Below are 12,465 nucleotides of genomic sequence, written 5' to 3' on the forward strand. Positions count from 1 at the left end.
GTGTTCGGACGTCAGTCCCATCCGAGCCCGCCTCGCCGCCACTCGTAGACGTAGGCCACCGACACGTTGACGACGAACAGTGCCATGGCAACCAGCCCGAAAGCGCCCAGGACGTCCAGGTGGACGGCCCACGGATAGAGGAAGACGATCTCGATGTCGAAAATGATGAACAGCATGGCAGTCAGATAGAACTTCACCGGAAATCGTTGGCCCGTAGGCGCATGCATCGTGGGCTCGATGCCGCACTCGTACGCGTCGAACTTCGCTCGGTTGTACCGCGCCGGCCCCACCATGGTTCCGACCATCACCGAGAACACCGCAAACACGACCGCAATGGCACCGAGAACGAGTATCGGAACGTAGGCGTTCATCCCGGCATCTGCTCCCTCGATCGACTACCGCGCCGGCGCGTAGTAAATGCGACGGCCGTACCAATGTGACCTGAACCACACAGTATGGGTTCGGTGTCGATCTCGCGGGATTTCGAGGAGTCCAGTTTCGTAATCCGTTGACGCGCAGGGGGCACCCGATCTCGGCACTGTGACTCAGATCACTCATCGACCCCATGCGATCCGGTCCTACGAAAACGACAAATCTCCCGACGATCCCGGCCGAACGCGGCCGCCGATATGCAACAGGAGAAATGATGAAGTCGATTTCCGTCTCGGCGCTCGCCGCCGAGGGACTGGGAACTGCCCTGCTCGTGATCTTCGGCGTCGGCACCGCCGTCATCGCGGGCGACACTGTCGGAACCCCGGGCATCGCCCTGGCATTCGGGCTCACACTGCTCGCCCTCGTCTACGCGATCGGCCCGATCTCGGGATGCCACATCAACCCGGCCGTGACGATCGGAGCCCTGACAGCGCGCGCCATCACCCCGATCAAGGCTGTGTTCTACATCGCCGCCCAGGCCGTCGGTGCAGTGCTCGGCGCGCTGATCGTACTGTTCGTCGCGTCCGGCCGACCCGGATACGACATGTCCTCGGACGGTCTGGGCACCAATGGATTCGGCAGCTCCTCGCCCGGAGAATACGGGCTGGCGTCGGTCGCGGTGTTCGAGATGATCGCGACCGGCCTGCTCGTCCTCGTCGTACTGGCCACCACGGCCCCCACCGTTCACCCCGTCGTGGCGGCCGGCATCCCGATCGGCCTGACCCTGACCGTGGTTCACCTGCTGGGCATCGGAATCGACTCGACCTCGGTCAACCCTGCTCGCTCCTTCGGCCCAGCCCTCCTCGCCGGCGGCCCTGCCCTGTCACAACTGTGGGTGTTCGTGGTGTTCCCCGTGCTCGGAGCTGTCATCGCCGGCTCGATCCACCGGTTCGTGCTGACGGTGCCCGCATCGGAAAAGACGGTCTGATCTACCGCGATCGAGAGACCGGAACACCGACGCGTCCCGAGTGCTGCCTCAGTAGATCGACCACTGCGCGCCCGAGCCGGATCGGATCCAGCGGGTGCGGAACAGCAGCCTCGGCGCGCGACCATTCGGCCAACCAGGCGTCGTCCGGACGTCCGATCAGCACCAACACCGGTGGGCAGTCGAGGATCTCGTCCTTCAACTGCTTCGCCAGACCCAGACCGCCGACAGGCGAGGACTCGCCGTCGAGGATCGCCAACGCGACACCGCCTGCATCCATGTGCTCGATAACGACGGCCGCCGTGGCGATGTCGACGTACTCGATGTCACCGAGTGAGGGATCCGGTCGAGTTCCCACCGCAGACCGCACCTGGGCACGGGTCGCCGCATTGCTGCTGTACACGAGCACGCGCACGCCACCGGATGGACTCTCTCCCGCTGTGGCGTCGGACACACCTCGATGCTACCGCGCGGTCCCCGGCAAACGGATCGAAACAGCCACGGCCGAAGTGCATTCGACGTTCCAGCGCCGGTCAGGACTCGACGGTGACGATCACCGCGGCGGGTTCTTCGGTGGTGGCCACCGTGAACTCGGGTCGATCGGTGGCAACTCCGACGAAGGCCTGCGAGATTCCGCCGGGATCGGCCAGAAAATCGACCGAGACGACGGCGGAATCCGCATCGCTTCGGATCCGTTCGGGCCCGGCGTACAGAGAGAAGGTGTCGTCGGAGTCCGTCGACGTACCCGACAGATCGACCTGCAACACGGATCTGCCCGACACTGCCATCGGTTCACTCGTGGCGTAGCGAACGGCCTCGTCGACGTACCGCACCGTGTAGGACACCGGCCCGTTGCCCGCCAACCGGAATTCGACCGTCGACGACGCCCCCAACACCACGTCGGTGACACCGACCGGCGACGCACTGGGGAATCGCGCGCCATCGAGACTCGGAGGAAGCTCTGTCACCGCGGGCGGCAGCGCTTCGACGGTCGGCCCGGGATTGGACATGGGATCACCGACGACCAGTGATCCCGTGACCGTGGTGTAGTTCGTGCCGGCCGAGATCTCCTCGACCGACACGCTGGCGTCCTCGCCGGAACAGCCGGCGAGAAGACCGAGCGCCAGTGATCCGACGACCCAGAGCGCGAGTGGAGCCCTGCGGTGGCCGTCGTACATCGCCATACCGTACTGAAGAAACCGATCGGTTCGGTAGTGCTGTCCCGACGCAATTCGGTCACGATTGCACAGCCCTCGGATCCTGCTAGCGTCGGAGGGTATGGAGCCGAAGAGCTATTCGTCCGGTGAGCGTGTGTTCGGTCCACCCAACGGGACGTTCGACGCGGACTGGGCTGCGACTGCACTGCGCTCGAACCGCCCCGAGTTGGACCATCCCACCTCGGTGCGCCTGGTCGAACAGGCCTGGGAGCTACTCCGAACGCAGGGGCTGCGCGGGGAACGACTCACAGCCGCACTGGACCTCGAGCCCGGTCTCGCTGCTGCAGTGTCCGCGGTCGCCACCGAGACCGCCGAGCTGTACCTGGACCCTCGGTAGCTCAGGGTCTCAGCTCGGACCGAATTGCTGGACTGCGAAACCGGCCACGAGCACCGCTGTACCGCCGATTTCGCCGACGATCAACGACACCATGAACAGATGCGTCCCCGGAACGGGATCCACGAACTGGTTCTCGGTGTCCCGACGAAACCCGTGCACCGTGTAGCTCACGACGGCAGCGACGAAGAACAACAGCACCACCGATGCGGCGATCAGATCCACCGCGACCGACCACGCGCTGAACTGCGCCAACACAGCAAGCACCAGGGCGGCGAACGAGTACATCAATGCTGCCCGATGGGCGATGTCGACATAGCGATGCGCAGTGCCATCCGGCGACGTCGACATCTGGTGATATTTGACGACCCCCAACCCCAGTGCCCACAACAGCAGAAGACCGGCCACGAGGACGATCACCTTGGTGTCCGGTTCCAACTGCATGCCTTCCTCTCCCACTCGATCCCGCGCCGAACGTATCACCGGACTTGCTACCGTTCGGCCATGCCGGCCGATCCCGAACTGTCCCAGAACGCGTACGGACTCCGCTTCGACTGGGGTCTGTGCGGTGCCGATGCCATCGCCGACGGCGCAGACATCGCCGTCGTCGTGGATGTCCTCTCTTTCACGACCACTCTCACGGTCGCTGTCGACGCGGGCATCGACGTCATCCCCAGTCAGTGGCGCGACGACCGGGCCACGCAGTTGGCCGAGCAGTTCGACGCAGTCCTCGCAGTGGGCCGGTCGGCCGCCACACCAGGCCGAATCAGCTTGTGCCCGGCCACCGTACGGGCCGCGCCTGCCCCGGCTCGGCTGGTGCTGCCGTCACCGAACGGGTCCACCATCGCCCACGAGCTCGCGAGTACGGCCCCGCTGTGTGTGGGAGCGTCGCTGAGAAACGCATCCGCGGTAGCGCAGTGGATCTGGGCGAGAAACCGGAGTGCGGTGACAGCCGTCATAGCGGCCGGGGAACGGTGGCCGGACGGATCGCTTCGGCCTGCCGTCGAGGACCTGTGGGGGGCCGGTGCGGTCATCGCCGCCCTGCTCGATGCCGGAGCTTCCGATGTCTCCCCGGAGGCGAGAACGGCCGCTGCCGCGTGGCGAGCCGTCGAGCACGACGTGGGGTCCGAGCTGCGGCAATGCGGCTCCGGTCGCGAATTGGCCGGGATGGGACACCCGGAGGACGTGGACATTGCGGCCGAGGTCGACTCGAGTTCCTGCGTTCCGATTTTGCGCGACGGCGTATTCGTCGACGCGACTCGGTCGTGAATCGACGCGCGCTCGAAAACGACCCACGATGCCGACCCGACACGGCCGATCGTGTCCGATATTTGGATCGGAACCCCGAATCACGGATCATACGGTGGTGAGTACGGAACGAGTCGCCCCGAAGACCACCGTCGTTGTGCCGACGTACAACGAACGTGAGAACCTCCCCAAGCTCGTCGAGCTACTGGCCGGGTTGCAGGTGGAAGGGCTCGGCGTGTTGGTGGTCGACGACAATTCGCCCGACGGCACCGGCGACGTCGCCGACAAATTGGCGATCGACGGCCCCATCGACGTCAGCGTTCTGCACCGCACCGAGAAGAACGGTCTCGGACGCGCATACGTCGCAGGAATGACGCGAGCGCTCGACGAGGGTGCGGACATCGTCATTCAGATGGACGCCGACCTCTCGCACCCCACAGAGGTGATCCCGGCGATGATCGACAAACTGAACACCACCGACGCGGCCGTGGTCCTCGGGTCGCGATACGTACCCGGCGGAGCGGTCGCCGCCGATTGGCCCTGGCACCGCAAGGCCCTGTCCGCATGGGCGAATTTCTACGTCAACACGATCCTGCGCCTCGGAGTCAAGGATGCAACAGCGGGATTCAAGGCGTGGCACGCGCGCACCCTGCGCACCATCGACGTGGCATCGGTCCAGAGCAACGGGTACGCGTTCCAGGTGGAGATGAACTACCGAACCGTCAAGCACGGCCTCACTCTCGCCGAGGTGCCGATCACGTTCGAGGAGCGCAGCGAGGGCGAATCCAAGATGAGCCTGTCGGTTCAACTCGAGTCGGCACTGGTGCCCTGGAAGTTGTTGCTGCGCAAGAAGAAGCTCTGACCGAAGCCTCACGGCGTGAAGCGTCGGAATCCGCCTTCGGCTCCGATGACCTGACCGGTGATCGAGCCCGAATCGGGCGAGAGCAGCATCGCCACGACTGCCGCAGCCTCCTCGGGTGAGTTCCACCGACCGCGCGGCATGTGGCGTCCGACGAATTCGTCCAGATCGGCACTCGCCCAGCCGGTGTCGGTAGGACCGGGATTGATCGTGTTGACGGTGATGCCGCGGTCGATCACCGAATCGGCCAGAGTAGGGGTGATCGACGCGATGGCACCCTTGCTCACGGCATAGGGAATCTCGGTCGGCATGGGCCCCTGGTCCTGGCCGGACGTGAACAGCACGACGCGTCCGCCGTCAGGGTGTGCGACGTACCGTTGCGCAAATTCCTGCACCAGAAGCAACGACGCTCGCACGTTCACCGCCCAGGTCAGGTCGAGCGACTCCGCGGTCATCGAATCCAGATCACCCAGCTGCGACCGCGCATGGTTGATCACCAGAGAATCGATGGTGCCGAGCCTGGATTCGGCAGCATCGAACAGGGCGGCAGGTGCTTCCGGATCGGAGAGATCGATGTCGAGGTGCCCGAGCCCACCTGGTGCGGTGGACAACTCGGTGAGCACCTGTACCGCTCCCGGTGTGCTTGCTCCCCACGGTTCGCTCACGTCGTAGGCATCGCACGATTGCGCGAAGACCCGGGCGCGCTCGTCCTGCAGCAACCTGCGGGTGATGGCGTACCCGATTCCGCGGCGCCGACCCACACCGGTGACAAGGACGGTACGACCATCGCTGTTCATGCTGCATTGTCGACCGTACGGGCATGCACGTCAACGTCGAATGCGCGGTCGATGCTGTCGCGCCGGAGAATCCACAGTTCACAGCCCTGCGACTGTGGACCTCCGTGCACGGAATAGCAGCGCTCAACTCCACCCGCGCATTCGAGCCGATCACCGACCGTTCGGCGGTGCCGGAGTTGACCCGCCGCGCAGTGCGCGACGTGATCGCCGAGGCTACCGAACCAAGGACTTGACCGACGCCGGAAGCTGGCGAACGTTCTTGTAGGGGCCGACGACCGCGGCACCGAAAGGACGGTCGAGCAACACGGCGGCGACCTCGCGTACCTCGTCGTTGCCGACGCTGTCGATCCGCGCCAACGTGTCGGTGATGTCGCGGTGATTGCCGTAGTTCAGTTCACTACGACCGATTCGGTTCATCCGAGAGCCCGAATCTTCGAGTCCCAGAACCAATCCGCCCCGCAACGAACCCTTGGCCCGCGCACACTCGGCGTCGGTGATGCCCTCGGACGCAACCTTGGCCAGCACTTCTCTGATCACCGTGGTCACTTCGCCCAAGTTCTCCGGCTGACAGCCGGCGTAGACGGAGAAGGCACCACTGTCGGCAAACGTGTCCACCGACGAGTACACCGAGTACGCCAGACCACGCTCTTCCCTGATCTCCTGGAACAGACGAGAACTGAGCCCACCGCCCACTGCCGAGTTCAGCACCGACAACGCCCAGCGATGCCCTTCGTGTCGGCCGAACGCACGCACGCCGAGGCACAGATGCGCTTGCTCGCTGTCACGAGTGGTCAGGCTCAACGTGGGAGCGTTGCGCAATCGCGCTGTGCCGGACCTTCTTTCGGCCGGCCGTACGCCCTTGACCAGGTGGCCGGAGAACGCTCGGCGCACGAGCGAGACGATCTGCTTGTGATCGACGTTCCCCGCAACCGCAACGACCATGCGCTGCGGGGTGTAGCGGCGAACGTGGAACGAGTGCAATTGCGCACGGGTCATCGACTCGATGGATTCGACGGAACCGATGATCGGGCGTCCGATCGGATGATCGCCGAACATCGCTTCCAGGAAGGCATCTCCCAGCAGATCCTCTGGATCGTCGTCGCGCATGGAGATCTCTTCGAGGACCACCTGCCGCTCGACGTCCACGTCTGCGGATCGGCACCGGCCACGCAGCACCACATCGCTGACCAGATCGATGGCAAGCGCCACGTCCTCGTCGAGCACGTGCGCATAGAAGCAGGTGCTCTCCTTCGAGGTGAACGCATTCAACTCTCCCCCGACACCGTCCATCACCTGGGCGATCTCGAGCGCACTGCGCGTGGGAGTCGACTTGAACAGCAGATGCTCGAGGAAGTGTGCTGCACCGGCAACACTGGGTTGCTCGTCCCGTGAACCGACTCCGACCCACACACCGACCGAGGCCGAGCGAACGCCTGGCACGAACTCCGTGACCACCCGAAGACCGCCGGGCAGTGTGGTGCGTTGCACGCCGGTGTCGATGCCGGCGCTCTCTGGAACGGCCGAACGGTACGTCCCGAGGGGACGTACCGTTCGGCTCGGTTGCTTCTTACTCAGCGCTGACCTCGGCGGGTGCCTCGGGAGCATCGGCGGGAGCAGCAGCGTTGTCGTCTTCGACGGGAACGAGGCTGATCTTGCCGCGGTTGTCGATATCGGCGATCTCGACGCGCAACTTGGATCCGACGCTCACGACGTCCTCGACCTTGTTGATGCGCTTGCCGTTACCGAGCTTGGAGATGTGCACCAGTCCGTCGCGGCCCGGGAGCAGCGAGACGAATGCACCGAAAGCCGTTGTCTTGACGACGGTTCCGAGGAATCGCTCGCCGACCTTCGGCAGCTGCGGGTTGGCGATGGCGTTGATCATGTCGATCGCGGCCTGTGCGGACGGGCCGTCCGCTGCACCGACGTAGACAGTGCCGTCATCTTCGATCGAGATGTTGGCACCGGTCTGCTCGGTGATGGAGTTGATCATCTTGCCCTTGGGCCCGATGACCTCGCCGATCTTGTCGACCGGCACCTTGATCGCGGTGACGCGAGGTGCGTACGGGCTCATCTCGTCCGGGGTGTCGATGGCCTCGGCCATGACCTCGAGGATGGTCGTACGCGCATCCTTGGCCTGCGACAGCGCGCCGGCGAGCACCTTGGAGGGGATGCCGTCGAGCTTGGTGTCGAGCTGCAGTGCGGTGACGAAGTCCTTGGTTCCGGCGACCTTGAAGTCCATGTCGCCGAACGCATCCTCGGCACCGAGGATGTCGGTGAGAGCGACGTAGCGGGTTTCGCCGTCGACCTCGTCGGACACGAGGCCCATGGCGATTCCGGCGACCGGGGCACGCAGTGGCACACCGGCATTGAGCAGCGACAGGGTCGATGCGCAGACCGAGCCCATCGAGGTCGAGCCGTTGGAGCTCAGTGCCTCGGAGACCTGGCGGATGGCGTACGGGAACTCTGCCTGGCTGGGCAGAACCGGCAGCAGAGCGCGCTCGGCGAGTGCGCCGTGACCGATTTCGCGACGCTTGGGCGAACCGACGCGTCCGGTCTCACCGGTGGAGTACGGCGGGAAGTTGTAATGGTGCATGTAGCGCTTGGACGTCTCGGGCCCGAGCGAGTCGACCTGCTGCGCCATCTTGACCATGTCGAGGGTGGTGACGCCCAGGATCTGGGTCTCGCCGCGCTCGAACAGAGCCGATCCGTGGGTACGCGGGATGATCGCGACCTCGGCGGACAGCGACCGGATGTCGGTGATGCCGCGGCCGTCGATGCGGAAGTGATCGGTGAGGATGCGCTGGCGAACCGACTTCTTGGTCAGTGCGCGGAATGCGGCACCGATCTCCTTTTCGCGGCCGGCGAAGCTGTCTCCGACCGATGTGAGGACCTGAGCCTTGACCTCGTCGAGCTTGCTCTCACGCTCGGCCTTGCCCGCAATGGTCAGTGCCTCGTTCAGCGGGATCTTCGCGGCATTCTCGACGGCCTCGAAGACGTCCGTCTGGTACGCCGGGAAGACCGGGTAGTCGCCGGTGGGCTTGGCTGCCTTGGACGCGAGCTCCTGCTGCGCGGTGCACAGTGCCGCGATGAAGGGCTTCGATGCTTCGAGGCCCTCGGCGACGACAGACTCGTTGGGGGCGGTAGCGCCACCCTCGATGAGCTCGATGACGTTCTCGGTGGCCTCGGCTTCGACCATCATGATCGCGACGTCTGCGTCGGCACCGGAGCCGGAGACGATACGTCCGGCGACGACCATGTTGAACACGGCCTTCTCGAGCTGCTCGTTGGTCGGGAACGCGACCCACTGCTTGTCGATCAGCGCGACGCGAACGCCGCCGATCGGGCCGGAGAACGGCAGGCCGGCGATTTGCGTCGAGGCCGATGCGGCGTTGATCGCGACGACGTCGTACAGATCGGCCGGGTTGAGGCTCATGACCGTGATGACGACCTGGATCTCGTTGCGCAGTCCGTCGACGAACGTCGGACGCAGCGGCCGGTCGATCAGGCGGCAGGTGAGGATGGCGTCGGTGGACGGACGGCCCTCGCGGCGGAAGAACGATCCGGGGATGCGGCCCGCGGCGTACATGCGCTCTTCGACGTCGACCGTCAGCGGGAAGAAATCGAATCCCTCACGGGGGTGCTTGCCTGCGGTCGTTGCCGACAGCAGCATGGTGTCCTCGTCGAGGTACGCGGCGACCGCGCCTGCGGCCTGCTGCGCGAGGCGGCCGGTCTCGAAGCGGATGGTCCGCTTGCCGAACGTGCCGTTGTCGATGATCGCAGTTGCTTCGTAGACGCCTTCTTCGACGTCCAATGTTGTGGTTTCCGACATGTGTTCTGTTCTCGTCCTCTCGTCTTTGCCGTGCCCGCGTGGACACACCACGAGCCCTCCTGGCTGTGGCGGCATACCTGTGCCGTCCATCTCCGAGCTTCTCTCGGGACGCGGCTGCGCGGAGGCGGCCATCGATCGAAGCCCACCGGATCTCGTATCCGAAAGGCCACTACCGAAGACCGTCACCACGGCGTGACAGGCATACACGGCGGTGTGCGGATGCCGTGCATCCGCTTTCTCGTGCTGGCGTAACTGTTCTTGCGGTACAAACACAGAAAGCCAACGAGGAACAGTCTAAGCACTGCCTCGTTGGCTACTGCACTATTGCTGCGAGTCGGGTGCGCACCGGCGCGTCGAACCGTGCATCGGTGACATCCTCGCGTCGGTGAAGATTATCGACGCAGACCCAGACGCTCGATGAGCGAACGGTAGCGGGTGACGTCGACCTTCGCGATGTACTTGAGCAGACGACGACGACGCCCGACCAGCAGCAACAGGCCGCGGCGGGAGTGGTGGTCGTGCTTGTGCGTCTTGAGGTGCTCGGTCAAGTCGACGATGCGCTTGGTGAGCATTGCAACCTGCGCCTCGGGCGAACCCGTGTCGGTGGGGTGCAAGCCGTACTCGCCGAGAACGGCCTTCTTCTGTTCGGTGGTCAATGCCACTGGTACTACTCCTGATCAATGACGTCCGCGTGAAAGGAAGCAACGCGCCCGGTGGTCGAAACCACGGGATCGAAGCCGGTACAGCCGCCACGGACCGCAGCGAGCACCGAGGGGACAGCCTATCAGGCCGTGCTCGCCGCCAGGATCGAGCGGGCTCGCTCGGCGTCGCGCCCCATTTCTTCCACGAGTGCTTCCATCGAATCGAACTTCTCCATACCGCGCAGTCGATCCACGAAGTCGACTGCCACATGCTGCCCGTACAGGTCGGCCTCACCATCGAGCACGAACGCCTCGACGGTCCTGGTACGACCCGAGAACGTGGGATTGGTACCCACCGACACAGCAGCAGGATGCCGCTCCCCCGGAGTGACCGTCCCCATGATCGGGCCCGGCCCGAGCACGGTGAACCACGCCGCGTACACGCCGTCGGCGGGAATGGCCGAGTACATGGGCGGCGCGACATTGGCTGTGGGATAACCCATCTGGCGACCTCGGCCGTCTCCGTGCACCACGACGCCCTCGACGCGGTGTGGTCGCCCGAGCGCGGCAGTTGCCGCGGCGACGTCTCCGGCGTCCACGCACGATCTGATGTACGTCGAGGAGAACGTGACGGCGTGCTCGGCGAGCAGGTTGACTCCGTCGACTGCGAATCCGGACCGTTCGCCGATCTTGCGCAGCATGGGCACGGTGCCGAGCGCCTTCTTCCCGTAGGTGAAGTTCTCACCGACGACGACCTCGGCAACGTGCAGGCGTTCGATCAGGATCTCGTGCACGTATCGCTCGGGGGTGAGCTTCATCAGCTCGGGCGTGAACGGCATCACGCAGAACACGTCGATTCCCAGCTTCTCGGCGAGCTCGGCTCGCCTCGTCAGGGTGGTCAACTGAGCTGGGTGGCTTCCCGGCCGCACGACCTCCATCGGATGAGGGTCGAACGTCATGAGCACGCTGGGAACGCCGCGCTTCTTCGCAGCGGCCACCGCTCGCCCGATCAGTTGTGCGTGTCCGCGATGAACGCCGTCGAAGACGCCGATCGTGAGCACGCACCGACCCCAGTCGGCAGGTACATCGTCGAGACCTCGCCATCTCTGCACACCGCGAAGCCTACGGCCCGACGGCCGCTCGGTCACTCTCGGACAGGCGTGTCGCGCGCGCCAGGTATGGACAAAAAGGTGTCCCCACGGTAAATATTTCGGTGTGCCTAACTTATTTCTTCGCCAGCGTGGATCTCGCGCCCGGCGGATTCTCGCGAGCTGGGCCGTGGTGGGACTACTGGTAGCAGCGTCGACCGGCTGTGCCCGCGCCGTCGGAGAGGACGATCCGACTGTTCTCGACGACGGCAGACCCTTGGTTCTGACGACCTTCACCGTTCTCGCCGACATGGCCGCCAATGTCGCCGGTGACCACCTGCGAGTGGAATCGATCACAAAAGCCGGAGCCGAGATCCACGGCTACGAGCCGACACCCGGAGACCTACGCACCGCGGAGCAGGCCGAGCTGATTCTGGACAACGGGCTCGGGCTGGAGGCCTGGTTCGAGAAATTCGTCGAGCGCATCCCCGCACCCCACGCCGTGGTGAGTGCGAACGTGGACCCGATCTACATCCGCGACGACGCCTACGCGGGCAAAGCGAACCCCCATGCGTGGATGTCCCCCGTCGTGGCCGAGACGTACGTCGAGAACATCGCCGACGCGTTCGTCGCGCTCGACCCCGCAAACACCGACGACTACCGCGCGAACGCAACCGCGTACATCGGACAACTCCGCGAGGTCGGTGCCGAACTGGAGGCAGACCTCTCCGGGCTGCCCGCTCGTCAACGTGCGCTCGTCACCTGTGAGGGCGCATTCGGCTATCTGGCTCGTGACTTCGATCTGCAGGAGGCCTACCTGTGGCCGGTCAACGCCGAGCAGGAAGGAACTCCGAAGCAGGTGGTCCGCACCATCGATTTCGTTCGTGACAACGACGTACCCGCCGTGTTCTGCGAGTCGACCGTCTCGGACAAGGCGCAGCTGCAGGTCGCCGAGGACACAGGCGCTCGGTTCGGCGGACAGCTCTACGTCGATTCACTGAGCGATGCGGCCGGCCCCGTCCCCACGTACCTGGATCTTCTGCGCTACGACGCACGGTTGATCGCCGACGCACTGGTAGGAGAACGATGACCCAG

General features: G+C 64.9%; 15 protein-coding genes. 6 read left to right on the forward strand and 9 right to left on the reverse strand.

Annotation, left to right across the window (positions count from 1 at the left end; all coding sequences use genetic code 11):
• Positions 1 to 11 precede the first annotated feature (11 nt).
• Positions 12 to 371, reverse strand: coding sequence for an NADH-quinone oxidoreductase subunit A (locus AB0366_RS12020; protein ID WP_032397854.1), 360 nt, complete (start codon positions 369 to 371; stop codon positions 12 to 14).
• Between the two features lie 275 nt (positions 372 to 646).
• Here AB0366_RS12020 and AB0366_RS12025 point away from each other — a divergent pair, with 275 nt between their 5' ends.
• Positions 647 to 1,360: an aquaporin gene (locus AB0366_RS12025; protein ID WP_366244128.1), complete on the forward strand. Its 714-nt coding sequence runs from the start codon at positions 647 to 649 to the stop codon at positions 1,358 to 1,360.
• Position 1,361: 1 nt separating this feature from the next.
• Here AB0366_RS12025 and AB0366_RS12030 read toward each other — a convergent pair whose 3' ends face one another.
• Together AB0366_RS12030 and AB0366_RS12035 are read right to left on the reverse strand one after the other, a co-directional pair.
• Entirely contained in the window at positions 1,362 to 1,811 is a 450-nt protein-coding gene (locus AB0366_RS12030) for a hypothetical protein (RefSeq protein ID WP_366244129.1), read from the reverse strand.
• 79 nt (positions 1,812 to 1,890) lie between these two features.
• Positions 1,891 to 2,535, reverse strand: coding sequence for a hypothetical protein (locus AB0366_RS12035; RefSeq protein WP_366244130.1), 645 nt, complete (start codon positions 2,533 to 2,535; stop codon positions 1,891 to 1,893).
• Positions 2,536 to 2,635: 100 nt separating this feature from the next.
• Between AB0366_RS12035 and AB0366_RS12040 the strand changes: the two genes are divergently transcribed.
• Positions 2,636 to 2,911, forward strand: a complete 276-nt coding sequence (locus AB0366_RS12040; RefSeq protein WP_057477670.1) for a hypothetical protein — start codon at positions 2,636 to 2,638, stop codon at positions 2,909 to 2,911.
• A gap of 9 nt (positions 2,912 to 2,920) precedes the next feature.
• On the opposite strand, the gene AB0366_RS12045 is transcribed toward AB0366_RS12040, so the two are convergent.
• The gene (locus AB0366_RS12045; RefSeq protein ID WP_366244131.1) at positions 2,921 to 3,352 is read right to left on the reverse strand and encodes a hypothetical protein; all 432 of its coding nucleotides are present in this window, start codon (positions 3,350 to 3,352) and stop codon (positions 2,921 to 2,923) included.
• A gap of 60 nt (positions 3,353 to 3,412) precedes the next feature.
• Here AB0366_RS12045 and AB0366_RS12050 point away from each other — a divergent pair, with 60 nt between their 5' ends.
• Together AB0366_RS12050 and AB0366_RS12055 are read left to right on the forward strand one after the other, a co-directional pair.
• The gene (locus AB0366_RS12050) at positions 3,413 to 4,177 is read left to right on the forward strand and encodes a 2-phosphosulfolactate phosphatase (protein WP_366244132.1); all 765 of its coding nucleotides are present in this window, start codon (positions 3,413 to 3,415) and stop codon (positions 4,175 to 4,177) included.
• Between the two features lie 97 nt (positions 4,178 to 4,274).
• The gene (locus tag AB0366_RS12055; RefSeq protein WP_128645957.1) at positions 4,275 to 5,018 is read left to right on the forward strand and encodes a polyprenol monophosphomannose synthase; all 744 of its coding nucleotides are present in this window, start codon (positions 4,275 to 4,277) and stop codon (positions 5,016 to 5,018) included.
• An 8-nt stretch (positions 5,019 to 5,026) separates the two neighbouring features.
• On the opposite strand, the gene AB0366_RS12060 is transcribed toward AB0366_RS12055, so the two are convergent.
• Positions 5,027 to 5,812, reverse strand: coding sequence for an SDR family oxidoreductase (locus AB0366_RS12060; RefSeq protein ID WP_366244134.1), 786 nt, complete (start codon positions 5,810 to 5,812; stop codon positions 5,027 to 5,029).
• A gap of 23 nt (positions 5,813 to 5,835) precedes the next feature.
• Here AB0366_RS12060 and AB0366_RS12065 point away from each other — a divergent pair, with 23 nt between their 5' ends.
• Positions 5,836 to 6,045 (forward strand): hypothetical protein, encoded by a 210-nt coding sequence (locus tag AB0366_RS12065; protein ID WP_366244135.1) that lies wholly within the window; start codon positions 5,836 to 5,838, stop codon positions 6,043 to 6,045.
• Here the strand turns inward: AB0366_RS12065 and AB0366_RS12070 are convergent.
• The 4 genes from AB0366_RS12070 to AB0366_RS12085 form a co-directional block, all read right to left on the reverse strand.
• The gene (locus tag AB0366_RS12070; RefSeq protein ID WP_366244419.1) at positions 6,026 to 7,387 is read right to left on the reverse strand and encodes a pitrilysin family protein; all 1,362 of its coding nucleotides are present in this window, start codon (positions 7,385 to 7,387) and stop codon (positions 6,026 to 6,028) included. The genes AB0366_RS12065 and AB0366_RS12070 overlap by 20 nt on opposite strands.
• On the reverse strand, positions 7,380 to 9,641 hold the full coding sequence (locus tag AB0366_RS12075) for a polyribonucleotide nucleotidyltransferase (RefSeq protein ID WP_366244137.1): 2,262 nt from the start codon (positions 9,639 to 9,641) through the stop codon (positions 7,380 to 7,382). The genes AB0366_RS12070 and AB0366_RS12075 overlap by 8 nt, the downstream gene beginning before the upstream one ends.
• Before the next feature lie 392 nt (positions 9,642 to 10,033).
• On the reverse strand, positions 10,034 to 10,303 hold the full coding sequence (gene rpsO, locus AB0366_RS12080) for a 30S ribosomal protein S15 (RefSeq protein WP_032397847.1): 270 nt from the start codon (positions 10,301 to 10,303) through the stop codon (positions 10,034 to 10,036).
• Positions 10,304 to 10,425: 122 nt separating this feature from the next.
• Complete coding sequence (locus AB0366_RS12085) at positions 10,426 to 11,394, reverse strand: bifunctional riboflavin kinase/FAD synthetase (RefSeq protein ID WP_366244138.1); 969 nt, start codon at positions 11,392 to 11,394, stop codon at positions 10,426 to 10,428.
• A 178-nt stretch (positions 11,395 to 11,572) separates the two neighbouring features.
• On the opposite strand from AB0366_RS12085, the gene AB0366_RS12090 reads away from it, so the two are divergent.
• Positions 11,573 to 12,460, forward strand: coding sequence for a metal ABC transporter substrate-binding protein (locus tag AB0366_RS12090; protein WP_366244420.1), 888 nt, complete (start codon positions 11,573 to 11,575; stop codon positions 12,458 to 12,460).
• Positions 12,461 to 12,465: the final 5 nt, after the last annotated feature.

It is taken from the genome of Rhodococcus sp. NPDC076796 (assembly GCF_040702765.1).
In the GTDB taxonomy this organism is placed as follows: domain Bacteria; phylum Actinomycetota; class Actinomycetes; order Mycobacteriales; family Mycobacteriaceae; genus Rhodococcoides.

Bases quoted from the DNA above. Each gene is read 5' to 3' on its own strand.
- AB0366_RS12020 (WP_032397854.1), bottom strand. From the start codon at position 371: ATGAACGCCTACGTTCCGATACTCGTTCTCGGTGCCATTGCGGTCGTG.
- AB0366_RS12025 (WP_366244128.1), top strand. From the start codon at position 647: ATGAAGTCGATTTCCGTCTCGGCGCTCGCCGCCGAGGGACTGGGAACT.
- AB0366_RS12035 (WP_366244130.1), bottom strand. From the start codon at position 2,535: ATGTACGACGGCCACCGCAGGGCTCCACTCGCGCTCTGGGTCGTCGGA.
- AB0366_RS12040 (WP_057477670.1), top strand. From the start codon at position 2,636: ATGGAGCCGAAGAGCTATTCGTCCGGTGAGCGTGTGTTCGGTCCACCC.
- AB0366_RS12045 (WP_366244131.1), bottom strand. From the start codon at position 3,352: ATGCAGTTGGAACCGGACACCAAGGTGATCGTCCTCGTGGCCGGTCTT.
- AB0366_RS12050 (WP_366244132.1), top strand. From the start codon at position 3,413: ATGCCGGCCGATCCCGAACTGTCCCAGAACGCGTACGGACTCCGCTTC.
- AB0366_RS12060 (WP_366244134.1), bottom strand. From the start codon at position 5,812: ATGAACAGCGATGGTCGTACCGTCCTTGTCACCGGTGTGGGTCGGCGC.
- AB0366_RS12065 (WP_366244135.1), top strand. From the start codon at position 5,836: ATGCACGTCAACGTCGAATGCGCGGTCGATGCTGTCGCGCCGGAGAAT.
- AB0366_RS12075 (WP_366244137.1), bottom strand. From the start codon at position 9,641: ATGTCGGAAACCACAACATTGGACGTCGAAGAAGGCGTCTACGAAGCA.